This window comes from Pseudomonas rhizoryzae, assembly GCF_005250615.1.
Classification (GTDB): domain Bacteria; phylum Pseudomonadota; class Gammaproteobacteria; order Pseudomonadales; family Pseudomonadaceae; genus Chryseomonas; species Chryseomonas rhizoryzae.
The window spans coordinates 280,472-303,755 of record NZ_SULM01000008.1 but is presented as its reverse complement, the minus strand read 5'-3'; the positions used below and the strand labels follow the sequence as shown (position 1 = coordinate 303,755).

The following is a 23,284-nucleotide window of genomic DNA, read 5'->3' as shown; positions in this document are numbered from 1 at the left end:
GCCGGCGTGCAGTCTAGACACAGCAGGACGACGGTTGTTCCAGCCGTATGGCAGACGCAAAAAAGGCGCCTCGCGGCGCCTTTTTCGGCTGAGTCCGGCTTACAGGTTGTAGCCGCGCTCGTTGTGCAGGGTGAGGTCCAGACCCACGGTCTCTTCTTCCTCGTTGACTCTCAGGCCCATGACCATGTCCAGCACCTTGAGGATCACGAAGGTGACGATGCCGGTGTAGATGATGGTGAAGGCAACGCCCTTGAACTGGATGAAGAACTGCGCGCCGATGTCGGTCACGGTACCGAAGCCACCCAGGGACGGGGCTGCGAAGATACCGGTCAGCAGGGCGCCGACGATGCCGCCGATGCCATGCACGCCAAAGGCGTCCAGGGAGTCGTCGTAGCCCAGCTTGCGCTTGAGGCTGGTGGCGCTGAAGAAGCACAGCACGCCAGCGGCCAGACCGATGATCAGGGCGCCCATGGGGCCGGCGGTACCAGCGGCCGGGGTGATGGCGACCAGACCGGCGACCACGCCGGAAGCGATGCCCAGGGCGCTCGGCTTACCGTGGGTGATCCACTCGGCGAACATCCAGCCCAGGGCGGCGGCAGCGGTGGCGATCTGGGTGGTCAGCATGGCCATGCCCGCGGTGCCATTGGCGGCAGCGGCGGAACCGGCGTTGAAGCCGAACCAGCCGACCCACAGCATGGCCGCGCCCACCAGGGTGTAGCCCAGGTTGTGCGGTGCCATGGGCGTGGCCGGGTAGCCCTTGCGCTTGCCCAGAACCAGGGCAGCGACCAGACCGGCGATACCGGCGTTGATGTGCACCACGGTGCCGCCGGCGAAGTCCAGCACGCCCCAGTCCCACAGCAGGCCGCCGTCACCGCTCCAGACCATGTGGGCGATGGGGGCGTAGACGAAGGTGAACCACAGGCCGGTGAAGACCAGCATGGCGGAGAACTTCATGCGCTCGGCGAAGGCACCGACGATCAGCGCCGGGGTGATGATGGCGAAGGTCATCTGGAAGGTGACGAAGACGCTTTCCGGGAACAGCGCGGTGGCCGAGGTGACGGCATCGTGCTGCAGGCTGGAGAGGAAGGCCTTGCCCAGACCGCCGATGAAGGAGTTGAAGTTGGTGACGCCCTTCTCCATGCCGGTGGTGTCGAAGGCCAGGCTGTAGCCGTAGAGCATCCACAGGATGCTGACGAGACCGGTGATGGCGAAGCACTGCATCATGACCGAGAGGACGTTCTTGGCGCGAACCATGCCGCCGTAGAACAAGGCGAGCCCCGGAATGGTCATGAACAGCACGAGTGCCGTCGAGACCAGCATCCAAGCGGTATCACCGCTATTGATGGCAGGTGCCGCAGCCGCTTCCTGGGCCATGGCTAGGCCCGGCAGCGCTACGAAAGACATGAGGGCTCCTAGCCCTGCGTACTTGCGCAGAGTCATCGTTGTTTCTCCTGGGGCTCGTTTGGGGTTGGGCTGTCGGTTTAAATCGTCAGATGGCGTCTGTGTCGGTTTCGCCGGTACGGATGCGGATGGCCTGCTCGAGGTTCACCACGAAGATCTTGCCGTCGCCGATCTTGCCGGTGTTGGCAGCCTTGGTGATGGCCTCGATGACGCGGTCGAGTTGATCGTCGGCGATGGCGACGTCGATCTTGACCTTGGGCAGGAAGTCGACGACGTATTCGGCGCCGCGATAGAGCTCGGTGTGGCCCTTCTGGCGACCGAAGCCCTTGACCTCGGTGACGGTGATGCCTTGCACACCGATCTCGGACAGCGACTCACGCACGTCGTCGAGCTTGAATGGCTTGATGATGGCGGTGACTAGTTTCATGAACTTCTCCCGATTGAGTGGACTGGCCCCAGGAAAACAAACCCCGGCCCAAGTCTAGCGCAGTGACCGTCTGTTTAACCGTCGACGTGTTGATCGCCGGGGTCATGGCAAAAGCGCCGTGGCGTGCCTCTGACCCAGGCGCCTCCGACGCTCGTCTCTGCATCGGCAGTAGCAGAAAGCTTGCCAATTTTGCGAACGGGTACGGATTCCACGGGCCGCACGCCTCGCACGCCACCTGACGGGGCAAATCCCAAGCTGGCGAGAAACACTTTGCACCAACAATGAACAGCTCTACGACTCGCTTAGCACCAAAGCGGTGCAGCTGCCGCCGACGGCAGTCTAAGCCTGGCGTGTTACACTTGGGCTTTGATCCAGCAGGGGATAACCATGTCCGCGACCCGTTCGTTGTTCGATTCCCTGACTCAGCAGGCCAGTCGGCTGTTCGGTCAGGACTCGCCGCTACCGAAGGCGGAAATCGAGAGTCAGTTCAAGGCCCTGCTGCAGGGTGCCTTGAGCAAGCTCGACGTGGTCAGTCGCGAGGAATTCGATGCCCAGATGGCGGTACTGGCCCGTACGCGAGCCCGCCTGGAAGCGCTCGAACTACGCCTGACCGAGCTGGAAAAGACCCAGACCAGCAGCGTTACGCCACCGGTTACACCGGCCACGGACGTCGCGCCCGCCGACTGATCCGTGATGGCTGCGCCAGGATGGCGCAGCGTTTCGACTGGCGCACCACGATCAAGGAGAGATCATGTCGCTTGCCCTCGTTCACACCCGCGCCCAGGTGGGCGTGGAAGCCCCGCCGGTGGTCGTCGAGGCGCACCTCGCCAACGGCCTGCCCGCCCTCACCCTTGTCGGCCTGCCGGAAACCGCTGTCCGCGAAGCCAAGGACCGGGTGCGCAGTGCCATCCTCAACGCTGGCTTCGAATTCCCCAGCCGCCGCATCACCCTCAATCTCGCACCGGCCGATCTCCCCAAGGATGGCGGACGCTTCGATCTCGCCCTGGCCATTGGCATCCTCGCCGCCAGCGGACAGTTACCCGCCCAGGGACTCGACGGCTACGAGTGTCTCGGTGAATTGGCGCTGTCGGGCGCGGTGCGACCGGTACGCGGCGTACTGCCCGCAGCCTTGGCCGCCCGCGCCGCCGGACGGGTGCTGGTGGTGCCCCGCGCCAATGCCGAGGAAGCCTGCCTGGCCAGTGGTCTGCCGGTGCTGGCGGTCGACCATCTGCTGGAATTCGCCGGCCACCTGAGCGGCCAGGCGCCCCTCGCCCACTACCAGCCCAGCGGCCTGCTGCGCACGCCTTTGCCCTATCCGGATCTGGCGGAGGTGCAGGGTCAGCAGGCAGCCAAGCGCGCCCTGGTCGTGGCGGCGGCGGGTGCGCACAATCTGTTGCTGGCCGGCCCACCGGGGACCGGCAAGACCTTGCTCGCCAGTCGCCTGCCGGGGCTGTTGCCGCCGCTGGACGAGGACGAAGCGCTGCAGGTAGCCGCCATCCACTCGGTGGCCGGCCCCGAACCGCTGGAGCATTGGCCGCAGCGTCCGTTTCGTCAGCCACACCATTCGGCCTCCGGGCCGGCACTGGTCGGCGGCGGCAGCCGGCCAGGGCCGGGCGAGATCACCCTAGCCCATCGGGGGGTGCTGTTTCTCGACGAATTGCCGGAATTCGACCGCAAGGTGCTGGAGGTCCTGCGGGAGCCACTGGAGAGTGGCGAAATCGTCATCGCCCGGGCCCGCGACCGTGTGCGTTTTCCCGCGCGTTTCCAGCTGGTGGCGGCGATGAATCCCTGCCCCTGCGGTTATCTCGGCGATCCCACCGGCCGTTGCCGCTGCAGCCCGGAACAGGTCCAGCGCTATCGCGCCAAGCTCTCCGGCCCACTGCTCGACCGGATCGATCTGCACCTGACCGTGGCTCGGGAAAATCTACGTTTGGGCGCCCCGCCAGCGGCCGAACTGACGACCGCCGAAGCCGCCCGTCAGGTGGCGGACGCCCGCGCCCTCCAAATGGCGCGCCAGGGCCGCCCGAACGCCCTGCTCGGGCTGGATCAACTGCACCAGGTTTGTGCATTGAGCGAGGCGGATCAACGCTGGCTGGAAGGCGCTGGCGAGCGCCTGAATCTCTCCCTGCGTGCCCTGCATAGAGTCATCAAGGTGGCCCGTACCCTGGCCGATCTGGCGGGGCAGGCCACCATCGAACGAGCGCAACTGGCTGAAGCGTTGCAGTATCGGGCGAGTCACTAGACCTTCAATGTCCGTCGTGCTTGTGGCGAAGGTCCATTGCGACGGGCCAGACAGCCAGCGCGAGCATCGCCGCGAGCAGTATCGCGATACTGGCGAAGACGCCTTGCAGCCCCGCTGTCAGCGACTGGGTGGTTAGACGGCTTAGGCTGTCGGCTCCTGCATTCAGAGTAAACAAGGCACTGACACAGCAAGCGCCGACGAGTAGGCCGAGGTTGCGCGACAGGTTGAGTAGACCAGCCAGCGTCCCACGCCGCTCGGGTACGGCCTGCTCCAATAGATAGGCATTGTTGGCCGCCTGGAACAGTTGATAGCCCGGGGTAAGGATGACGATACCCAAGATATAGCCGGTGATGCCTAACCAGGGTGGTAGCAGGGCCAGTAGCGCGGCGCCCAGTGTCAGCATGATCAGGCCTAGCAACCTGACACGGATCGAGCCCCAGCGGTCTACGGAGCGTCCTGCCGGTATACCGCAGAGAATCGACAGGCAAGGGCCCACCGCCATGACCAGCCCGGTCATGGCGGTGCTGGCACCCAACCCAAGGCTTAGATAGAAGGGAGCCACGACCAGCGTCGCCATCATGGTCATGGCGACGACCAGATTGAAGATCAGGCTTGGTAACAGCAGCCATTGCAGCGCGCCGGCTACAGAGGTAGCGGGACTGCTTGCGGCTGAGACGTCACGTCTTGGCAGTTCCTTTCTAGCCAGCACAAGCGTCCCCAAGGCCCCGGCCAACTGCAGCCAGAACACTGTTCGCCAGCCGCCGAGCGGTTCCAGCAAACCGCTGATCACCGGTCCGCCAGCGGTTCCCAGAGCAGAGGCGCTGGCCAACAGGCCAAGCGCACGCCCCAGTGTGTCTGGAGGCAGGTACTGACGCACCAAGGCCAGTGCCAGGGTCATCACGCAGGCGGCACCGGCGCCCTGTAGCAGCCGCGCCATGCTCAATACCACGAGATTCGGCGCCACGGCGCAGAGCAAAGAGGCGCCAGCGAACAGCGCCAGCCCGGCCAGGTGAACGCGACGAAGGCCAAAGCGATCGCCATGGCGACCCGCACCAAGGGCAGCGAGCGTGAGACCGAGCAAATAGGCGATCACCACCGTCTGGATCTGTAGGAAAGAGGCCGAGTAGCGCTCGGCGAGTACGGGCAACAAGACGTTGGCGGCACTGGTGCCGAAGGCGCCCAGGAGCGTCGATACGAACAGCAGGGGAAGGATCCGGCCAGTAGGCTCGGTAGCTGAAGGCGGTGCGGCTTTGTCCACGGGTTACTCCTCGTTGCCTGACAGGCATCCGCAGGAGAAACTACCGCCTCAAGTCGACTTGAGGTCAAGCATGGATACGCTCGATATCGGCGAAGTCGTCCGCCGGAGTGGGGTGGCGGCCTCAACACTGCGCTATTACGAGGAGATAGGCCTAGTCGCCTCCTGCTCCCGCAGCGGCCTGCGTCGGCAATTCCCGGCTAAGGTGCTGGTGCAGCTCCAGTTGATCAGCATGGGGAAGATGGCGGGGTTCTCGCTGCAGGACCTGGTCACCCTGTTCGGCGAACAGCACGAGAACCCGAACATTCCGCGCGATGAGTTGAGACGCAAAGCCGCCGACATCGATCAGCAGATTCGCACCCTGAGTGCTCTGCGCGAAACCCTGCTTCACGTCGCGGATTGCCCGGCGCCGTCGCATCTGGATTGCCCGACCTTCAGACGGCTGATGGACCTCAGTGGTCGGCAAGCCAGGCGGGGCCTATCTCGCAAGACGCCGTGGTAAGGAGGTTGCCTTGAAAAGTTCTGCTTATCTGGCACCTCTGGCCTTGCCCGTTTGGGTGTCATCCCATCTGGCGCCTGCTCCGCTCGCCAGACCGTGACTTCTCCTGCAAGTCGTCCTTCAACGCCTGGTTCTCCTGCGCCAACTCGAAGCACATCGCCCGCCACTGGTGGGCGAGTTCGCGGTAATCGTCCCGCTCCGCGCGCAGGGTCGTCAGCATGCGTTCGACGGCTTGCACCGTCTCGTTCGATACGCCCATTTCAGCCCCTCCTTTTATACTGTATTTGCATACAGTAGTCAGAGGATTGAACCTGGGCAAGCTCCGTTTCGATAAAGAATGAAAAAGGGAGGCCCAAGCCTCCCTCTCGCACTCGCCTTACCGGTCGTGGCCGGCATAGGCGATCTAGCTGAAGCGACCAACCTCGGCGCTCAGGTCTTCGGCCAGGTGGCGCAGTTCGCCGGCGGTACCGGCCAGGCCCTCGGCGGCGTCGCGCTGGGCGGCGTTGTCCACGGCGATGGCCTGGATGTTGCGACTGAGGGCAGTGGCCGTGGTGCTCTGCTCGGCGGTGGCCTGGGCGATGCCGGAGAATTGCTCGACCGCCTCGGCGACCTGCTGGTCGATGCTGCGCAGGGCCTGGGCGACATCGGCATTACGCGCCAGCCCTTGTTCCATGAGGCGATTACCTTCATCGATGGCGCCCATGGCGCGTTGGGTTTCGTCCTGTACCGCACCGATCATCTGCGAGATCTCGCGGGTGGCGGCGCTGGTACGGCCGGCCAGTTGGCGGACCTCATCGGCGACCACGGCGAAGCCGCGGCCCTGCTCGCCGGCGCGGGCGGCTTCGATGGCGGCGTTGAGCGCCAGCAGGTTGGTCTGCTCGGCGATCCCGCTGATGACGCCGATGATGCCGCCGATCTGCTGGGAACGGTCGTCCAGGCCCTTGATGAGTTCGGCCGTGCTGGAGAGCGAGTCGGCGATCTGCTCCAGGGCGCCCGAGGCCCCTTGCATGGCCTGGGTACCGGTGCGGGTCTGCTGGGCGTTCTCCTGCACCAGGCGCTCGGTGCGCTGCATGCCGTCGGCGATGTTCTGGGCGGTGGCGCTGAATTCCTCCACGGCGCTGGCCATGCTGTCGATCTGGCTGGACTGCTCGGCGGAGCGGCGCAGGGTTTCCTCGGAGAGCTGGCTCAGTTGCTGGGAACGCTCGGTGACCGCGCGCGAGGAGCCGCGCACCTGTTCGACGGTCGACGCCAGGGCGTCGGCCATCTGGTTGAAGCTGTGGGCGAGCTCGCCGATCTCGTCGTGGCTGCGCGTCTCGACGCGCACGCTCAGTTGGCCACGGCCGAGGGCCTGGGCGCGCTCCACCAACTGGGCCAGCGGGCTGAGTTTGCGCCGGAGCAGCAGCACCGAGGCGGCCACGGCCAGCAGCAGGGCGATCAGGCTGCCGATGGCCAGGCGCAGACCAACGGCGTGCACGGGCGCCTCCAGTTCAGCCTCGGGCAAGGTGGCGACCACGGTCCAGCCTTCGCCTTCGACCGGGGCGCTGACGCTGAGGAAGTCCTCGCTACCGTCACTCCAGTTGAATTCGTGTCGCTGCGGCTTGGCCTTGAGTTCGGCGAGTAGCTGGTCGCTGTTCTTGGCATTGGCAGGCGATACCAGCCAGTGGCCCTGCTCGTCGAGCAAGGCCAGGGAGCCGGTTTCGCCGATGCGCAGCTTGCTCAGCTGGGCCAGTTGCTGGGCCTGGGCATCGGTGTAGTCGAAGCCGACGAAGAGCACGGCGATGACCTTGCCGGCGCTGTCGCGTACCGGGGTGTACTGGGTCATGTAGGAGCGCCCGAACAGCTGGGCCCGACCGACATAGCCCTGGCCCTGCAAGAGGCCGGCATAGGCCGGATGCTTGCGATCGAGCTGGGTGCCGATGGCGCGGGCGCCATCCTGCTTCTTGAGCGAGGTGGTGATTCGGATGAAATCGTCGCCGTCACGGACGAAGATGGTGGCGACACCGCCGGTCAGGCGGGTGAAGTCATCGACCAGGGTGAAGTCATTGTTCAGCGCCTTGCCGTCGAACAGCAGCGCAGGGGCGGTGCCATTGCCCAGCGGCAGACGCTCGCCGGGAAGGCTCAGGCCGCCGTCGAAGCGCCGCTCGAACAGGTTGGCGAGGCGCTGGGTGCTGACCTTCAGGGTGGCGAGGAAGGTGCTCTGCTGATCGGCGAGCAACTGGGCTTCGCTGCTCAGATGCTTGCGCTGGGTGCCTTCGATGGACACGCTCAAGGCGTGCAGGGCGAACAGGCAGCTGCCCGCGATGACGACTACCAGTACCAGGCTCAGGGCGAGCGCAAGTTGTCGCGCAATGCTGGTACGTCGGGGAGAAATGACCATAGGTGCTCCTGGGCGTCTAGACCCTTTAGGGCAATGTAAATTTGCGGCGAAGGCTATTCTTGGACGAACCGCTCTACGGCGGCCTTTCCAAAGACTCACGGATAGTTTATCGGCTAAAGGAGAGCGAACTAAAGAAATTGACAGTTGTCTGGCGCCTTATTTATGACGAGACACACTCGGCAGTGTCTGGGCCGCGACTTCCCGTTGGAGAAAATCCGCCAGTTGGCGAAAGCGTGCCTGACCGCGACGCGCGCGCGGCCAGACCAGGTAATAACCCTCACCACTGGCCACGGCAGCGGGCCAGGGCAGCGCGATGAGACCGGCTGCCAGATCGTCGGCAAGCATGACCAGATCGCCGATGGAGACGCCGTAGCCGCGCGCGGCAGCGGCCATGCCCAGTTCGAGGGTATCGAACACCTGGCCGCCGCTCACCGGCACCGCCTGAGTCAGCCCCATGGCCTGCAGCCAGCGCCGCCAGTCGCGCCGGTCGAAGGTGGGATGCAGCAGCTCTTCCTGCCGCAGTCGGGCCACGTTCCACACTCCGCTACGAGCCGCGGCCGGTGAACAGACCGGCACCAGCCACTCCTCGAACAGCGGCACCACCTCCCAGTCCGCTGGAAAGCGACCGTCGCCCAGCAGCACGGCGCAATCGAAGGGTTCATGGAAGAAATCGACCCGGTCACTGGTCATCCAGACGCTGGTGAGCTGGATATCCAGCTGCGGACTGGCCTGCCGGAAGCGCGCCAGCCGCGCCAGCAGCCAGCGCAACGACAGGGTGGTGGGCGCTTTCAGGCGCAGGGTGCCTTCCTCCACGGCGAGATTGCCGCAGGCGCGCGCCAGTGCCTCGAAGCCTTCGCTCAGGCCCGGCAGCAGCAGCTTGCCGGGTTCGGTCAGGACCAGGTGGCGACCGGCGCGCTCGAACAATCGACAGCCGAAGGTCTCTTCCAGGGTCCGCACATGGCGACTCACCGCGCTCTGGGTCAGCGACAGTTCCTGGGCGGCGCGGGTGAAGGAGCCATGCCGGGCCGCGGCCTCGAAGGCGCGCAGGGCATAGAGCGGCGGCAAGCGCGCGGCAGACTCGGACATGACTCTGACTCATGGGTGGCATGGCTATTTTCCGATTGTGGGGCGTGCGCCGTGGCCGAACAATGAGTTCTTGTCGCCTGTCACCCCCGTCCTCGAGATCGCCCATGTCTGCGCCGCGCCATGAATTGCTCGCCCTGTTGCGCCTGGCCCTGCCGCTGATCGGTGCCCAGTTGGCCTATGTGGCCATGGTGTTCACCGATACCCTGATGATGGGGCGCCTGGGTCCGGCAGGGCTGGCTGGGGGTGGCCTGGGTGCGTCGGTGTATTCCTTCGTCTCGGTGATCTGCATCGGGGTGATCACCGCGGTAGCCAATCTGGCGGCACTGCGCCGTGGGGCGGGAGACACCGAGGGCGTGGCGGCGGTGACGGCAGCGGGTATCTGGATCGCCCTGGCCCTGGCGCTGCTGGCCGGCTGCCTGCTGTGGAACATCGAGCCGCTGCTGGCGCTGGCTGGCCAGCCGGAGGAGAGTCGCCAAGCGGCAGCGGTCTTCCTGCGTTGCCTGGCCTTCGCCCTGCCCGGCCATCTGCTGTTCATGACCCTGCGTGGCTTCACCAGCGCCCTGGAGCGACCCGGTCCGGTGTTGACCATCGTGCTCGGCGCGGCGGCGCTCAATGCGCTGCTCAACCTGGCGCTGCTGCACGGCTGGGGCGGGCTGCCACAACCAGGACTGCCAGGCATCGGCACGGTGACCGCGGTGGTGATGAATGGCGCGGCGCTGTGCCTGGCGCTGTACATCAGTCGGCATCCGGCCTACGCCCCCTACCCTCTCGCCCGCTACCTGCGGCGACCGGATCGCCGCGCCTTGGCCGACACCCTCGGCCAGGGCCTGGCGATCAGCGGTACCTACGCGGTGGAAGCCTGCCTGTTCCTCTCGGCGGCACTGTGCATGGGGGCGCTGAGCGCCACGGCGCTGGCGGCCAACCAGATCGCCTACCAACTGGTGTACCTGGTGTTCATGCTGCCGGCCGGGCTCTCCTATGCCACCAGCATCCGCATCGGCCAGCACCAGGGTGCGGGTCGACCCCGCGAGGTGTTGCTGGTGGGGCGCCTGGCCATCGGCGGCGGCGCCTTGGTGATGTCGGGCATCGCCGTGCTGTTCTGGTGCTTTCCCGGCTGGTTCGTGGGCCTGTTCCTGCCGGACGCCCACAGCCCGGTGGCGGAATTGGCGCGCCAGCTGGTGCTGATCGCCGCGCTGTTCGTCATCTTCGATGGCACCCAGTGCATCGCCCAGGGCGCCTTGCGCGGCATCCACCAAGCGCGCCTGGGCTTCTATGGCGGCCTGCTCTGCTACTGCCTGATCGGCGCCGGCAGCACCTGGCTGCTGGGCCTGCATGCAGGCCTCGGCCCACACGGCGTCTGGTGGGGCCTGGCGCTGGGCCTGGCCTGCGCGGCGGTGCTGCTCAGCGCGGCCTTCGAGTGGCTGATGCGCCGGCAGTTGCACGTCCCAGCGAGAGCCTTCGACCCTGTAGACCTTGAGGTAGAGCGCTCCAGCATAGTGAGGTAGGATGACTCCTCAAGGAACGTCCTGGCCTCCCGGCCGAGACGTAACGACAGGCCAGTCAGGATCATGCCGATGGAACGCTTCATTGTCGCCGACGACCATCCGCTCTTTCGCGATGGCCTGGTGCGGATCCTGCGCCAGGAATTTCCCGACCTCCATGTCGAGGAGGCTGGCACCTTGCAGCAGGCGCTCGAATTGGCACGCCAAGGCGAACCGCCCGCCGGTCTGCTGCTCGATCTGCTTTTCCACGGACAGGATCTGCGTCCCTCCCTGCAGGCCCTGCGCAGCGAATTCAGCCGCAGCTCGCTGATCATCATTTCCATGCTGGAAAGCCCGGATGTCATCGAGCAGGTGATGGCCGCCGGCGCCGATGGCTTCATCGGCAAGGGCTTGCCCCCCGCCACCATCGCCGCGGCCATCCGCGAGGTCCGCGCCGGCGAGTTCGTGGTGCAGGCGATGCCCGGTCGTCCGGCCGACACCCATGCCGCCACGGTCCTGACCACCTTGACGCCGCGTCAGCTCGAGGTGCTGCAAGGCCTGGTGGAGGGCTTGAGCAACAAGGAAATCGCCCGGGAGCTGGGTATCTCGCCCTTCACCGTGCGCCTGCACGTGTCCTCGCTGCTGCGCGCCCTGGAGGTCAATAGCCGCTGCGCCGCCGTATCCGTCGGCATGCAGGCCGGACTCAGGCCGGCGTTGCGGGAGGCGTCGACTCCAGCCTGAAGGTCCTCAGCAAGGCCCGCAATTCGTGGGGCCGGACCGGCTTGGACAGGATGGGTACCCGTGGATCGTCGATGGCACGCCGCACCTGGGCCACGTCGTGCCCGGAGATGACGATGGCCGGTACGTGCTGGCCCTGCAGATCACGCAGATAGGCCAGGCAGTCGGCACCCGAGGCGGTCCGATCCAGGTCGAAGTCGGTGATCACCAGGTCGCAGGGAGTGAAGCCTTGCGGGATGCCGGTGGCGGTCTGCACCTCGCAGCCCCAGTGGCGCAGCAACGTCGCCGTGGCCAGCAGCACGCTGACCTCGTCCTCGATCAGCAGGATGCGCAGGCCGGACAACGGCTGCGTGGCGACGGGCAGCGCCGGTACCGGACGCGGTGGCGCTTCGCCTGTCACCGGCACCAGACCTTCCAGCGCGACCCGCGTGCCCTGTCCAAGTCGTGAGCGAATGCTCAGCCGCAGCCCGAGCAGGGTGGCAATGCGCTGGACGATGTTCAGCCCCAGGCCGACGCCTTCGATGTCGCGGTCACGTTCGGCCTGTATCCGGTAGAACTCCTCCCCCAGGTGCGGCAGATGCTCGGCGGCGATACCGCGACCCTGGTCGTAGAGCACCAGGCTGCGTAGCGCGCCAATCCGCCGCACGCCCAGCAGCACCGGACGCCCCGCGGCGTACTTGAAGGCGTTGGAGAGCAGGTTCTGCACCACGGTGGTCAGCAGTGCCGGATCGCTGTTCACCTGCAGCCGGCTGGGTCGCAGGCGGATCTCCACCCCCGCGCGGCTGGCCGCGGCGGCGTTTTGCTGCACCACGTCGGTGAGCAAGTCGTCCAGATCCAGCGGCCGGACCTGGGGCTTCATCCGCTCCTGATCCAGGGTGTAGATGTCCAGCAGGGAGCGAAACAGACCCTCCAGGCTCTCCAGGGAACGGTCGACGTTGTCGACCAGCTGCCGCTCGGCCGCACCCAGGTTGGCGTTGCGCAGGCAGGTGGTGAACAGGCCCAGGGCATGGATCGGCTGGCGCAGGTCATGGCTGGCCTGGGCCAGGAAGCGCGACTTGCCACGTTGCGCGGCCTCGGTCTCGCGCAGTGCTCGCTGCAGCCGGTCAAGCAGGTAGTAGATATAGCCGGGCACGATCAGGGTGGTGATCAGCAACGCCAACGGGATGGCCGGATGCTGCAAGAGAAAGGGTGTGAAGGGCACGACCAGCGCCAGGCTGGCCAGGGCCAGGGCGGTCGCCAACAGCAGATAGCCACGCCCGAATCTCAGGCCGTTGCCGACGGTGATCCACAGGATCACGCCATGCAGCGCCAACAGCTGTTCGCCGGCCAGAAACATCGAGTAGGTCAGGGAGCCGTAATCGAAGCTCATGGCCAGCAAGCGGCGCCAGTGCCGGACACCCGGTCGCTGCTTGATGTCCCGCCAGAGCAGGATGGCGGCGAACATGACGCCGACGTAGCAGATCAGGATCCGCTGGAGGCTGCTCCGGTCCAAGCCGCCGCAGTAGTACAGGACGATGATGTACAGGATCGCCAGGCTGGCCACCACCAGGCGGATGTTCGCTTGCCCCAATTCCGCGTCGCGCCAATGCAGGGCCGGAAGGTCGTTGCGAATGTCCGCGAGCAAACGCGATCTCAGCATTGCCGGCACTCCTCTGCCCGGCTCCGCACATCCGGAGGACAGCACACGCCTGGCGCCGCCCTTCTCACGCGCGGATAAGACACGGCTCAGGCCTCCACCGGGTTGACCGCTGATTCCAGCTTGAAGGTGCGCAGCAAGGCTCGCAATTCGTGGGGCCGGACCGGCTTGGACAGGATGGGTACCCGCGGATCGTTGATCGCCCGTTGCACCTGGGCCACGTCGTGCCCGGAGATGACGATGGCCGGCACGTGCTGGCCCTGCAGATCCCGCAGGCAGGCCAGGCAGTCGGCACCCGAGGCGGTCCGGTCCAGGTCGAAGTCGGTGATCACCAGGTCACAGGGGGTGAAGCCTTCCGGGATGCCCGTGGCGGTCTGCACCTCGCAGCCCCAGTGACGCAGCAGCGTCGCCGTGGCCAGCAGCACGCTGACCTCGTCCTCGATCAGCAGGATGCGCAGACCGGACAGCGGCTGTGCTGAGGCCGGCACGGCGGGCACCTGCCGCGGCGCGACCTCGCCCGCCACCGGCACCAGCCCTTCCAGGGCAACCAGGGTGCCCTGCCCGAGACGCGAACGAATGATCAGCCGCAGCCCAAGCAGGGTGGCGATCCGCTGGACGATGTTCAGCCCCAGACCGACGCCTTCGATGTCGCGGTCGCGCTCCGCGCGTACCCGGTAGAACTCCTCCCCCAGGTGGGGCAGGTGTTCGGGCGCGATGCCGCGGCCCTGGTCGTAGAGCACCAGGCTGCGTAGCGCGCCGATCCGCCGCACGCCCAACAACACGGGCTTGCCGGCAGCGTACTTGAAGGCGTTGGAGAGCAGGTTCTGTGCCACGGTGGTCAGCAGTGCCGGATCGCTGTTCACCTGCAGCCGGCTAGGTCGCAGGCGGATCTCCACCCCCGCCCGACTGGCCGCGGCAGCGTTTTGCTGCACCACGTCGGCCAGCAGCTCATCCAGGTCCAGCGGCCGGACCTGGGGCCGCATCTGCTGCTGGTCCAGGGTGTAGATGTCCAGCAATGAGCGAAACAGGCCCTCCAGGCTTTCCAGGGAACGGTCGACGTTGTCGACCAGTTGCCGCTCCGCCGCGCCCAGGTTGGCGTTGCGCAGGCAGGTGGTGAACAGGCCGAGGGCATGGATCGGTTGGCGTAGGTCGTGGCTGGCCTGGGCCAGGAAGCGGGCCTTCGCCCGTTGCGCGGCCTCGGTCTCGCGCATGGCCCGTTGCAGCCGCTCGAGCAAATAGTAGATGTAGCCTGGGACGATCAGGGTGGTGATCAGCAGCGCCAGGGTCACCGCCGGATACTGCCGCAGGAAGGGCAGGCCGGCTACCAGGATACCCAGGCAGAGCAAGGCGAAGCCGGTAGCCAGCAGCAGATAGCTGCGGCCGAATCTGAGGCCATTGCCCACGGTGATCCAGACCACCACGCCATGCAGCAGCAGGAAGTTCTCACCGATCATCAACGTGGAAAAGGTGATGGTGCCGTAGTCGAGGCACATGCCCAGCAGGCGTCGCCAGAAGACGATGCCCGGATGACGACCGATATGGATCAGCAGCCCGGTCGCGATGAGCAGGAAGCAGGTGTGGGCGACCAGAATGGTCAGGAGCACCTCGAAGTCTACGAGGCCACCCCAGTACAGCAAGACGACATACAGTGTCGCCAGGGCAGCGATGACCAGGCGGATGCGCGCCTGGCCGCGTTCGGCATCGGCCCACTGCATGGCTGGCAAATCGTTACGCAGGCTCAGGGCGAAGCGCGAATTCAGCATTGATACCACTCCCAATAGCGCCGGTGACCAGCGGACCTGTGTTCAGGGGTCGCCAGATGCTGAACAGCCTTATTGACTGAAGACATAACGAACGGTTAACCCTGGCGACTTCAGGCGCACCGCGCGGACTTATTGAAAAATACGATTAGCCCAAGTTAGTTCGACTAAACACGTAGAATATCGCTCACACTCTCCAACAATTAGCTTATAGGGCACGAGCCTGAATTCGCAGCCATACTTATCGCAAAAATAGAATTATAGCTACCTGGCCAGATTTCGACTCAAGGGTCAGTCGACAGTTATTCAGGACGCGCAACTTTTGCCTAGGTGTACGGGCACAACACCAAGGCCACACTAGGTTCTGTACGAAAAATCGCCGAGCGAAGGTCAGGCGAGGCGAAAAAGGCTGAGGAAGCGGAGTTTACGCGCGGTAAATGAGCATTCCGAAGCCTTTTTCAACGAAGCATCACCGAGCGCAGGTATTTTTCGTACAGAAGCTAACAATTAGTGCAATCCGAAAGACCCAGTACATCTGTACTATTCCGGCGAAAATCCTTTCTTCCTAGACTTCTCCAGTCTTTCGAATGAGTTCAGCGTTGCCAGCGCCGGACTAGGCCTGGTCGCCGCTGGAAACATTGCGCTCGCAATCTTGCGTCATGCGCGTCGCGGGGTAGCGGCCTGGTACAGAGCCTCGCCGAGGCTCGGGAAGCATGCCGGCCTGACTCGCGCCATGGCGAGAAACTCAGGATCAACCTACAAGGACTCGTCCATGCCCTACTCTTCGCGGAATAACCTGTTGCTTATCCTGCCCTTGCTCCTACTGGCCTTGTTGACTGGCTGCCAGCAAGGCGGCGGCGTTAATGGCCTCATGGATTCACTGAATCCGGGTGCTAAAAAGTACGATACCGCCTACCTCAAACAAACGCTCATATCTGGCAAAACAACCAAAGCCCAGGTGGAGCAGTTATTTGGCGCGCCTTATGACGAGCGCCTGGAAGCCAGCAGCAATAACAACAGAACGATTTGGACGTACAACAAGAACGATGAAGGCTTGGACAAATACATGAAGCTCGCGCACAAGTATGTGTCTACCGAAACCAGCCTCAAGATGTATGACACTGAAGCCCAGGTCGATAAAGGCCAACGCATGCTGGATGACGCCAACAGCGTGGCGGGAACCCGCAAGTCCACCAATAGCAAGTCGGGGACGGTCTTGACCATCTATTTCAAAGATGACGTCGTCGACTACTACAGCATTTTTTGATGTTCACGCGACAGAAGAAATCAACCTATGCCTGTTATCGCCCGACTGAACAGATCCCTTGCCTGGTTACTGGCGAGTAGTCTGGCCGCCCTGACGTCTCTCGCCGTCCATGCCGAAGACCGCGCCTGCACCCTCGAAGGCAAGGTCAACGCCCTGGGTACCCTGGTGGATACCAAGGACTGCCTGGTGGTGAAGAGCGCCGAACTCTCCGCTGCCCGGCTCAAGGAAAGTTGCACGGCCCTCGCCCAGCTGGCGGCGGTGGGCGGCGGCGGACCGGCCAAGATCACCTACAGCGAGACCTGTCCGGCCAATCCCCAGGCGGTCTGCAAGCACTTCATGGGGCAGCCGGTGGATTACTACTACTACCGCCGCGATGCCGACCTGCTGGAGACGACCCGCAAGGGCTGCGGGCAAACGGGTGGGGCCTGGTGGACGCCCTGAGCCTCTCCACCCAGGCGTAACCCGACTCGAAAAGGAATCCACAATGAAGAGATACCTGCCACTGGCATTCATCGCCCTGCTGTCGGGCTGTGAAAGCCTCGATAGTGCCATGTCCGCCACCAATAACGCCCTCGGCACCACCGGCGACCTCCTGAGCGGCGACCTGCGACCGCTCGCCGCGGCCCAGCCCGCCACGCTGACGGACATCTGGCGGGACTGGCAGCAGAACGAGGTGGCGGCCAAGGACAAATGGAGCCTCAGGACCCTGGAGATCCCCGGGATCGTGACGCGGGTGAGTGCCACGGGGGTGATCGTCGGGCAAAACAAGCTGGCCGTGATCTTCAGCGACCCCAACAATCCCAAGTGCACCGCCCAGGCCCTCACCCGCGACGATTTGCTGGTCAACAAGACCGCCATCAACAAGCTCAAGAAGGGTGATCGCATCACCGTCACGGGCGTGCTGGACAGCGATCCGGCGTTATTGAACGAAGATCAAAAATGCTGGCTGACCATCGGCAAGGCGAAGATTACCGCCCGTTCATGACTCTGATGCTCAGGCGGCGGAGGATGGTGGATACCTGCTGCCACTCGCCATCCAAGAACAGGGCGGCGGCCACTCAGGCGCCGTTCCAAGGCGGCGGCGCGCTAAAACGCCCCATAACAGTATTACTAATGGCCCATTAGGACGGGCTACGCTAGACTGAAAGTTTTGGACCGCCAACCGGTGCTGCGACCGGATGCCGCAGTCCCAGGATAGTTATCGATGGAACGCTTCATCGTCGCCGACGATCACCCACTCTTCCGCGAAGGCCTGGTCCGTATCCTGGGCCAGGTGCAGCCGGGCGCGCGGGTGGAACAGGCCGACAGTCTACAGCAGGTGCTGGAGCTGGCACGCCAGGGCGAGCCGCCCACGGCGCTGCTGCTGGATCTGCTGTATCCGGGGCAAGACCTCAGCTTCTCGCTACGCGCCCTGCGCCAGGAATTCCGGCGCAGCACCCTCATCGTGGTATCGATGCTCGAGGACCCCATGGTCATCGAACACCTCATGGCGGCCGGGGTGGACGGCTTCATCGGCAAGGCGCTGCCGCCGGCGACCATGGCCGAGGCCATTGCCGACATCCTGGCCGGCCAGCCGGTGGTGCGCTATGCGACGACGACGCTGACGACGAGCAGCGCGACGCCCGATCACCGCTTGCAGGCGCTGACGCCGCGCCAGCTGGAGGTGCTGAGCCTGATCACCCAGGGCCTGGGCAACAAGGAGATCGCCCGGCTCCTGGCCATCTCGCCCTTTACCGTGCGCATTCACATCGCCGCGCTGCTGCGCACCCTGGGCATCGGTAGCCGCGCTGCCGCTCAGGCTTTCGGTGTCCAGGCCGGCCTCGGCGCGCGACGCCCGTTCAGCTAGCCGCCACGCGAAACGCCAGCAGCAGGGCGCGCAATTCTGCCGGTCGGACCGGCTTGGCCAGCACCGGGATCTCGGGATCGCCTAGCGCTTGCTGCACCTGGGGGATGTCGTGCCCGGTGACGACGATCGCCGGGATGCGCCGTCCCTGCAGCCGGTTGAGATAGGCCAGGCAGTCGGCCCCGGAGGCACTGCGGTCGAGGTCGAAATCGGTGATCACCAGATCGCAGTCAACCGCGTTGCCGGGGATGTGGGTCGCGGTGGTGACGCTACACCCCCAGCTGCGCAGCAGCGTCGCGGTGGCGAGCAGGACGTTGCCATCATCTTCGATGAGCAGCACGCGCCAGCCGGCGAGCAGGGCTGGTGGTCCCGACGGTGGCGGCGCTGGCTGCGCCGGCGGAGCAACGCTCACTGGCAGGCCCTGCAGGGTGACCGCGGTACCGTGACCGGGGCGCGAGCGGAGGATGAGTTCGAGGTCGAGCAAGGTGGCGATGCGCTGCACGATGGACAGTCCCAGACCGACCCCTTCGATATCGCGGTCCCGGGTCTCCCGCACCCGATAGAATTCCTCGCACAGGTGCGGCAGGTGCTCGGCGGGGATACCGGGGCCCTGGTCGTACACCGTCAGCGCCAGGCGCCCGGCGCGGCGGCGCGCCGCGATCAGTAGGGGACGGCCAGGCGCGTACTTGAGGGCGTTGGACAGCAGATTCTGCAGCGACGTGAGCAGCAGCGCCGGATCGCTGTAGACCTGCAGACCGCAGCGCCGCCAGCGGATCTCCACGCCGGCCCAGCGCGCGGCCTCGGCATTCTGCCGGAGCAGGTCGTCCAGCAGCGTATCCAGGTCGATCAGGGTGCGCCGGGGGCTGACCTGCTTCTGGTCGAGGGTGTAGATGTTCAGCAGCGAACGGAACAGTTGCTCGACGCCGAGCAGAGAGCGATCGATGTTGTCGACCAGCCGGCCCTGGTCCGCGCTCAGTTGGCCATCGCGCAGGCAGGCGGTGAACAGGCCGATGGAATGGATCGGCTGGCGCAGGTCATGGCTGGCCTGCGCCAGGAAGCGCGCCTTGGCCTGATTGGCGGCCTCGGCTTCGCCCAGCGACTGCTGGATACGCGTCAGCAGGAAATACACATAGCCAGGCACCAGCAGCGCGGTCACCAGCATCATCAGCGTCACCGTGGGATAGCGCTGCAGGAAGGGCATCCCCGCGATGGTGGCACCCATGGCGGTCAGCGACAGCAGGGTGGCCAAGAGCAGATAGCCACGACCGTAGCGCAGGCCATTGCCGACCGTGACCCAGAGCAGCACGCCGAACAGCGGCAGCAGGGCCTCGCCGCTGGCGATGGAGGAAAAGGTGATGGCGCTGAAGTCCAGACTCATGGCCAGCAGGCGGCGCCAGGGTTTCACCCCCGGTCGCCGGCGCACCGCGAAGAACAGCCCCAGGGCCAGCAGCGCGAACAGCGCGTAGCACGCCAGGTTGGCCAAGAGAACGCCCGTATCGAACAGCCCCCAGGCCCAGGCGCCGATGACATAGACCGAGACCGGCAGGACGAAGGCCAGGCGGATCTTGGCCTGGCCCAGTTCAGGATCGCGGGCGACGACGCCGAGGGCGGATACCGACGCGCTCATGAGGCCAGATACCCCAACTGCCAGGAACGCGGTATCAGCCGGAAGATCACCGCGAGGATGGCCGCGCAGCCGGCGCTGGCGTACCAGGCCGCCAGCCCCAGGCGTGCCTCCAGCAGGGCGCCGAGAACCCCACCGAGCAGCATCCCCAGCCAGGGCACCAGTTGTATCCCCCAGCCGCGGCGGCGCTCGCCTAGCAACCAGCGGCCCAGGCCACGCCCGAAACGCGACAGGGCACCGGTGACATAGGTGAGACCGATCGGCAGGCCATAGACCTGTTCCACCACCACGTTGACCATGCCCATGGCGAATACCCCGACCAGTAGCGCGGCGCCGGCGTCCGCCAGGCTGGCAGCCACGGCCAGCAGCAGGGCCAGCAGCCCGAGCAGTACGCAGGCGCGCTGGTGGGTCAGCCGTTGCAGCAGTACGCCACCGGCATTGCCCAGCACGAAGACGCCGATGGCCGCGGCCAGGTGCGCTGCGGTGCCCCACCGACCGGCGGCCACGTCGGTGGCCAGGCGGGTGGTATTGCCGCTCATGAAGGAGGCGAAATCGCCAGTGGCGAGAAAACCAATGGCATCGGTCATGCCCGCCAGCAGCGACAGCCCGGCGACCAGGGCCAGGCCGACCGCGCCATGGCGAGGCGTCGCGGGCGCCGGGAGCGATTCCGGTGGACTAGGGGCAGTGGCGGTCATGGGCAGCCATCCTGGCGCGGTAGCGGAGTACCGCCCTAGTGTGCGGCGTGCAGCGTCCCGCCGCCAAGAGCGCAGCCGCGGCAGGCGCCTTCGACTAGACTAATGGACCCGCCTGGCCGGAGGCCAAGTGACTACGCCCCTGTTCGCCCTGGTACTGCTCGCCGCCCTGCTGCACGCGGGCTGGAACGCCCTGCTCAAGATCGGTCTCGACCGCTTTCTCACCGCCAGCCTGATCCAGATCGGTGCCGGCAGCGCCGCCCTGCTCGCACTGCCCTTCGTCGCCGTCCCACCCGCTGCGGCCTGGCTCTGGATCGCCCTCTCCGCCCTGCTGCACATCGGCTACAACGCCTTTCTCGCCCGCGCCTATCGCTATGGCGACCTGGGCCAGGTCTATCCCCTGTCCCGTGGCAGCGCACCGCTGCTGGTCAGTGGCGTGGCCTTCTTCGCCCTGGGTGAAGCGCTCTCGCCGCCGGCGCTGCTCGGCCTGGGTCTGCTGGTGACGGGGCTCGCGCTGATGGCGCTGCTGGGCGCCCGCCGCGGGACGCCCCCGAGCCTGGCACTGCTGGTCTGCGCCTTCACCACCGGCGCCTTCATCGCCAGCTACACCCTGGCCGACGCCCTCGGCGCCCGCGCCAGTGGCGATGCCGTGGCCTATGCCCTCTGGCTGTTCGCGGTGAACGGCGTGGTGGCCGCCCTGGTGCTGCGCCTGACCCGCGGCGCCCAGGCCTTCGTCGGCCTCGGGCCGCATTGGCGCGCCGGCCTGGCCGGCGGGGTGATGTCGATGCTGGCCTACAGCCTGGTGATCGTCGCCACCACCCAGGCCCCTATCGGCCTGGTCTCGGCGTTGCGCGAGACCAGCGTGCTGTTCGCCCTGCTGATCGGGGTGGTCTGGTTGCGTGAATCCCTGCCGCTGGGGCGAGTCTGCGCCGGCCTGGCCATCGTCGCCGGAGCGGTGGCGATCAAGTTGGCGTGAATGGCTATCCGCCTCACGGCTTGTTCGAACTGGCGTTGACGCCTGCTTCGCGGTGCTCGCTATCGTGGGTATGCAACTGGCCGGTGGGGTCCTCTAGCTGGATCACCTTGCCCTGCTGCCAGGCGTCGGCACCGGGGGCGACCGCGGGCGTTGGCAGGTCGGCGCGGGCGGCCTTGGTGTCGGCGCTGGACACGCCCAGGCGGCGGTCGCGTTCGGCGAGCAGCTTGGGGTCGAGCTGGCCGTCGGCGGTGAAGCCCATCATCAACTGGGGGACGCCGAGCGGCAGTTCCAGGTCCTGGTCGGTATGCCAGGTGTGCCACGTCTTGCCGTAGGTGTGCACCAGCTTGTCCATCAGGCGATGCTCGGCTACCTGGGGCACGCCCGGTGCGATCAATTGGCCGGATTTCACCTCGTGGACATGACTGTGCCACAGCGCCTTCTCGGCCTCGGGCAGGGTCTTGAACAGCCGCTCGCTGATGATGTACTCGACCCCCATCAACTTGGCCTCGGCGACGTTGCCGTCGTAGATCACGCACTGGAACATCTCTTCGCCCAGCACGCTGCAATAGTGATGGGCTTCCATCTGGCTCTTGGGATGGCCGTTGTAGAAGTGGAAGCCGTCCAGGTAGGTGTTGAGGGCGGCGATGGGGGGCTTGCGCTGCAGCAGATCGGCGCCGGCTTCGAGGACGCGAGTGTCGGTCTGGGCGGGAGCACCCGGCACCGGGACGGGCGAGCGGGTGTCGTTGGCGGCCTGGGCCAGGGGTGTGCAGGCGAGCAGCAGCAGGGCGGGGAGCCGGAGGGCGGTCATGGCGGATTCTCGATGAGAGCGTGCCGAATTCGAAGGCCGCCTCAGCGCCAAGGTTCCACCGCTGCGCTAGTCTCTGTACGAAAAGCGCCTGCGCTCGGTGATGCATCGTTGGAAAACGCTTCGGAATGCTCATTTACCACTCGTAAACTGCGCTTCCTCAGCGTTTTCCGCCTCGCCTGACCTTCGCTCGGCTGCTTTTCGTACAGAGCCAATCTCGTCATACGAATGTCATGCAATGGCCATAAATTCGTCATCGTCCGACCGTGGCGTTTCGGTATAAGCAAAGCGGTCGCTTGGGCTTCGCGCCCCTGGCTTTCCACTTCTGTCGGGACGACTCCATGAACGCACACAGCTCTCCTTCCGGTCAGGCCCTATGCCGCGTGGTCTTCAACAAGAAGGGCGGCGTCGGCAAGTCCAGCATCGCCTGCAACCTGGCGGCCATCAGCGCCCACGAGGGCTATCGCACCCTGCTGGTGGATCTCGATCCCCAGGCCAATTCCAGCCAGTACCTCACCGGCCAGGTGGGTGAAGACCTGCCCCACGGTATCGCCGACTTCTTCAAGCAGACCTTGAGTGGTGGCAAGAAGGCCCAAGCCAATATCCACGCCACCGCCTGGCCCAACCTGGACCTGATCGCCGCGTCCGGCGAGCTGACCGAGCTGCAATTCAAGCTGGAGTCCAAGTACAAGATCCAGAAGCTGGCCAAGTACCTGGAAAAACTCGGCGAAGACTACGACCGCATCTACCTGGACACCCCGCCGGCGCTGAACTTCTACAGTATCTCGGCGCTGATCGCCGCCGACCGCTGCCTGATCCCCTTCGACTGCGATGTCTTCGCCCAGCAGGCGCTGTACGACCTGATCGAAGAGCTGGAGGAAATCCGCGAGGACTACAATGAGCACCTCAGCGTCGAAGGCATCGTCATCAACCAGTACCACGCCCAGGCCAGCACTCCGCGCCAGCTGATCGAAGAACTCCAGGCGCGCGACCTGCCGGTGCTGGCGGCGCCGCTGATGGCCTCGGTGAAGATGCGCGAATCCCACCAGCAGCATCGCCCGCTGATCCACCTGGACCCAGGCCACAAGCTGACCAAGCAGTACCTGGAGTTGTTCGCCCTGTTGGAGCGATAGCGCAAGAACATTCAAGACACTGCCCGCGGTGATCGGGCACGC

Annotated in this window: 22 protein-coding genes; 11 read left to right on the top strand and 11 right to left on the bottom strand. The window is 65.5% G+C overall.

Annotation, left to right across the window (positions count from 1 at the left end):
• Window positions 1–99: 99 nt before the first annotated feature.
• Together FAZ11_RS15395 and glnK are read right to left on the bottom strand one after the other, a co-directional pair.
• Window positions 100–1,440 carry an ammonium transporter gene (locus FAZ11_RS15395; protein ID WP_058761444.1) on the bottom strand — a complete coding sequence of 447 codons (1,341 nt, stop codon included), beginning with the start codon at window positions 1,438–1,440 and terminating at the stop codon, window positions 100–102.
• 49 nt (window positions 1,441–1,489) lie between these two features.
• Window positions 1,490–1,828 (bottom strand): P-II family nitrogen regulator, encoded by a 339-nt coding sequence (gene glnK, locus FAZ11_RS15390; protein WP_003096476.1) that lies wholly within the window; start codon window positions 1,826–1,828, stop codon window positions 1,490–1,492.
• Between the two features lie 387 nt (window positions 1,829–2,215).
• On the opposite strand from glnK, the gene FAZ11_RS15385 reads away from it, so the two are divergent.
• Both FAZ11_RS15385 and FAZ11_RS15380 read left to right on the top strand, forming a co-directional pair.
• Window positions 2,216–2,515, top strand: a complete 300-nt coding sequence (locus tag FAZ11_RS15385; protein ID WP_058772195.1) for an accessory factor UbiK family protein — start codon at window positions 2,216–2,218, stop codon at window positions 2,513–2,515.
• 64 nt (window positions 2,516–2,579) lie between these two features.
• Window positions 2,580–4,070, top strand: coding sequence for a YifB family Mg chelatase-like AAA ATPase (locus tag FAZ11_RS15380; protein ID WP_058772196.1), 1,491 nt, complete (start codon window positions 2,580–2,582; stop codon window positions 4,068–4,070).
• Between the two features lie 4 nt (window positions 4,071–4,074).
• Here the strand turns inward: FAZ11_RS15380 and FAZ11_RS15375 are convergent, their stop codons facing one another.
• Window positions 4,075–5,328: an MFS transporter gene (locus FAZ11_RS15375; RefSeq protein ID WP_204957108.1), complete on the bottom strand. Its 1,254-nt coding sequence runs from the start codon at window positions 5,326–5,328 to the stop codon at window positions 4,075–4,077.
• Window positions 5,329–5,398: 70 nt separating this feature from the next.
• Here FAZ11_RS15375 and FAZ11_RS15370 point away from each other — a divergent pair, with 70 nt between their 5' ends.
• Window positions 5,399–5,827, top strand: a complete 429-nt coding sequence (locus FAZ11_RS15370) for a helix-turn-helix domain-containing protein (protein WP_058772197.1) — start codon at window positions 5,399–5,401, stop codon at window positions 5,825–5,827.
• 58 nt (window positions 5,828–5,885) lie between these two features.
• On the opposite strand, the gene FAZ11_RS15365 is transcribed toward FAZ11_RS15370, so the two are convergent.
• From FAZ11_RS15365 to FAZ11_RS15355, 3 genes are all read right to left on the bottom strand, one after another.
• Window positions 5,886–6,083, bottom strand: a complete 198-nt coding sequence (locus FAZ11_RS15365; protein WP_058768681.1) for a hypothetical protein — start codon at window positions 6,081–6,083, stop codon at window positions 5,886–5,888.
• Window positions 6,084–6,227: 144 nt separating this feature from the next.
• On the bottom strand, window positions 6,228–8,195 hold the full coding sequence (locus FAZ11_RS25710) for a methyl-accepting chemotaxis protein (RefSeq protein ID WP_058772222.1): 1,968 nt from the start codon (window positions 8,193–8,195) through the stop codon (window positions 6,228–6,230).
• Window positions 8,196–8,357: 162 nt separating this feature from the next.
• Window positions 8,358–9,287 (bottom strand): LysR substrate-binding domain-containing protein, encoded by a 930-nt coding sequence (locus FAZ11_RS15355; protein ID WP_058789468.1) that lies wholly within the window; start codon window positions 9,285–9,287, stop codon window positions 8,358–8,360.
• A gap of 104 nt (window positions 9,288–9,391) precedes the next feature.
• Between FAZ11_RS15355 and FAZ11_RS15350 the strand changes: the two genes are divergently transcribed.
• On the top strand, window positions 9,392–10,792 hold the full coding sequence (locus FAZ11_RS15350) for a NorM family multidrug efflux MATE transporter (RefSeq protein ID WP_058789469.1): 1,401 nt from the start codon (window positions 9,392–9,394) through the stop codon (window positions 10,790–10,792).
• A gap of 69 nt (window positions 10,793–10,861) precedes the next feature.
• Window positions 10,862–11,509: a LuxR C-terminal-related transcriptional regulator gene (locus FAZ11_RS15345; RefSeq protein WP_099049426.1), complete on the top strand. Its 648-nt coding sequence runs from the start codon at window positions 10,862–10,864 to the stop codon at window positions 11,507–11,509.
• Here FAZ11_RS15345 and FAZ11_RS15340 read toward each other — a convergent pair.
• Entirely contained in the window at window positions 11,472–13,145 is a 1,674-nt protein-coding gene (locus tag FAZ11_RS15340; protein ID WP_081321669.1) for a hybrid sensor histidine kinase/response regulator, read from the bottom strand. The two genes, FAZ11_RS15345 and FAZ11_RS15340, sit on opposite strands and share 38 nt — an antisense overlap.
• Before the next feature lie 86 nt (window positions 13,146–13,231).
• Entirely contained in the window at window positions 13,232–14,905 is a 1,674-nt protein-coding gene (locus FAZ11_RS15335) for a hybrid sensor histidine kinase/response regulator (RefSeq protein WP_420849682.1), read from the bottom strand.
• A gap of 769 nt (window positions 14,906–15,674) precedes the next feature.
• Between FAZ11_RS15335 and FAZ11_RS15330 the strand changes: the two genes are divergently transcribed.
• The 4 genes from FAZ11_RS15330 to FAZ11_RS15315 all read left to right on the top strand — a co-directional run bounded on the left by FAZ11_RS15330 (window position 15,675) and on the right by FAZ11_RS15315 (window position 18,015).
• Window positions 15,675–16,169, top strand: coding sequence for a hypothetical protein (locus FAZ11_RS15330; RefSeq protein WP_240043609.1), 495 nt, complete (start codon window positions 15,675–15,677; stop codon window positions 16,167–16,169).
• A 27-nt stretch (window positions 16,170–16,196) separates the two neighbouring features.
• Window positions 16,197–16,610: a hypothetical protein gene (locus tag FAZ11_RS15325; RefSeq protein ID WP_058768677.1), complete on the top strand. Its 414-nt coding sequence runs from the start codon at window positions 16,197–16,199 to the stop codon at window positions 16,608–16,610.
• A gap of 43 nt (window positions 16,611–16,653) precedes the next feature.
• Window positions 16,654–17,154 carry an OB-fold protein gene (locus tag FAZ11_RS15320; protein ID WP_058768676.1) on the top strand — a complete coding sequence of 167 codons (501 nt, stop codon included), beginning with the start codon at window positions 16,654–16,656 and terminating at the stop codon, window positions 17,152–17,154.
• Window positions 17,155–17,373: 219 nt separating this feature from the next.
• Window positions 17,374–18,015 carry a LuxR C-terminal-related transcriptional regulator gene (locus FAZ11_RS15315; RefSeq protein ID WP_058768675.1) on the top strand — a complete coding sequence of 214 codons (642 nt, stop codon included), beginning with the start codon at window positions 17,374–17,376 and terminating at the stop codon, window positions 18,013–18,015.
• Here the strand turns inward: FAZ11_RS15315 and FAZ11_RS15310 are convergent.
• Both FAZ11_RS15310 and FAZ11_RS15305 read right to left on the bottom strand, forming a co-directional pair.
• On the bottom strand, window positions 18,008–19,639 hold the full coding sequence (locus FAZ11_RS15310) for an ATP-binding response regulator (RefSeq protein ID WP_137279410.1): 1,632 nt from the start codon (window positions 19,637–19,639) through the stop codon (window positions 18,008–18,010). The genes FAZ11_RS15315 and FAZ11_RS15310 overlap by 8 nt on opposite strands.
• On the bottom strand, window positions 19,636–20,331 hold the full coding sequence (locus tag FAZ11_RS15305) for a YoaK family protein (protein WP_058784733.1): 696 nt from the start codon (window positions 20,329–20,331) through the stop codon (window positions 19,636–19,638). The genes FAZ11_RS15310 and FAZ11_RS15305 overlap by 4 nt, the downstream gene beginning before the upstream one ends.
• Before the next feature lie 127 nt (window positions 20,332–20,458).
• On the opposite strand from FAZ11_RS15305, the gene FAZ11_RS15300 reads away from it, so the two are divergent.
• Complete coding sequence (locus FAZ11_RS15300) at window positions 20,459–21,304, top strand: EamA family transporter (RefSeq protein WP_058784734.1); 846 nt, start codon at window positions 20,459–20,461, stop codon at window positions 21,302–21,304.
• Between the two features lie 13 nt (window positions 21,305–21,317).
• Here FAZ11_RS15300 and FAZ11_RS15295 read toward each other — a convergent pair whose 3' ends face one another.
• Window positions 21,318–22,112: an OBAP family protein gene (locus FAZ11_RS15295; RefSeq protein ID WP_058783191.1), complete on the bottom strand. Its 795-nt coding sequence runs from the start codon at window positions 22,110–22,112 to the stop codon at window positions 21,318–21,320.
• Between the two features lie 338 nt (window positions 22,113–22,450).
• On the opposite strand from FAZ11_RS15295, the gene FAZ11_RS15290 reads away from it, so the two are divergent.
• On the top strand, window positions 22,451–23,242 hold the full coding sequence (locus FAZ11_RS15290; RefSeq protein ID WP_058761430.1) for a ParA family protein: 792 nt from the start codon (window positions 22,451–22,453) through the stop codon (window positions 23,240–23,242).
• The last annotated feature ends 42 nt before the right edge of the window (window positions 23,243–23,284 follow it).

Coding starts and splice junctions, on each gene's coding strand:
- glnK (WP_003096476.1), bottom strand. CDS start 1,828: ATGAAACTAGTCACCGCCATCATCAAGCCATTCAAGCTCGACGACGTG.
- FAZ11_RS15395 (WP_058761444.1), bottom strand. CDS start 1,440: ATGACTCTGCGCAAGTACGCAGGGCTAGGAGCCCTCATGTCTTTCGTA.
- FAZ11_RS15345 (WP_099049426.1), top strand. CDS start 10,862: ATGGAACGCTTCATTGTCGCCGACGACCATCCGCTCTTTCGCGATGGC.
- FAZ11_RS15365 (WP_058768681.1), bottom strand. CDS start 6,083: ATGGGCGTATCGAACGAGACGGTGCAAGCCGTCGAACGCATGCTGACG.
- FAZ11_RS15355 (WP_058789468.1), bottom strand. CDS start 9,287: ATGTCCGAGTCTGCCGCGCGCTTGCCGCCGCTCTATGCCCTGCGCGCC.
- FAZ11_RS15290 (WP_058761430.1), top strand. CDS start 22,451: ATGAACGCACACAGCTCTCCTTCCGGTCAGGCCCTATGCCGCGTGGTC.
- FAZ11_RS15340 (WP_081321669.1), bottom strand. CDS start 13,145: ATGCTGAGATCGCGTTTGCTCGCGGACATTCGCAACGACCTTCCGGCC.
- FAZ11_RS15335 (WP_420849682.1), bottom strand. CDS start 14,905: ATGCTGAATTCGCGCTTCGCCCTGAGCCTGCGTAACGATTTGCCAGCC.
- FAZ11_RS15380 (WP_058772196.1), top strand. CDS start 2,580: ATGTCGCTTGCCCTCGTTCACACCCGCGCCCAGGTGGGCGTGGAAGCC.
- FAZ11_RS15315 (WP_058768675.1), top strand. CDS start 17,374: ATGGAACGCTTCATCGTCGCCGACGATCACCCACTCTTCCGCGAAGGC.
- FAZ11_RS15295 (WP_058783191.1), bottom strand. CDS start 22,112: ATGACCGCCCTCCGGCTCCCCGCCCTGCTGCTGCTCGCCTGCACACCC.
- FAZ11_RS15325 (WP_058768677.1), top strand. CDS start 16,197: ATGCCTGTTATCGCCCGACTGAACAGATCCCTTGCCTGGTTACTGGCG.
- FAZ11_RS15370 (WP_058772197.1), top strand. CDS start 5,399: ATGGATACGCTCGATATCGGCGAAGTCGTCCGCCGGAGTGGGGTGGCG.
- FAZ11_RS15305 (WP_058784733.1), bottom strand. CDS start 20,331: ATGACCGCCACTGCCCCTAGTCCACCGGAATCGCTCCCGGCGCCCGCG.
- FAZ11_RS15320 (WP_058768676.1), top strand. CDS start 16,654: ATGAAGAGATACCTGCCACTGGCATTCATCGCCCTGCTGTCGGGCTGT.
- FAZ11_RS15350 (WP_058789469.1), top strand. CDS start 9,392: ATGTCTGCGCCGCGCCATGAATTGCTCGCCCTGTTGCGCCTGGCCCTG.
- FAZ11_RS15310 (WP_137279410.1), bottom strand. CDS start 19,639: ATGAGCGCGTCGGTATCCGCCCTCGGCGTCGTCGCCCGCGATCCTGAA.
- FAZ11_RS15385 (WP_058772195.1), top strand. CDS start 2,216: ATGTCCGCGACCCGTTCGTTGTTCGATTCCCTGACTCAGCAGGCCAGT.
- FAZ11_RS15330 (WP_240043609.1), top strand. CDS start 15,675: ATGCCCTACTCTTCGCGGAATAACCTGTTGCTTATCCTGCCCTTGCTC.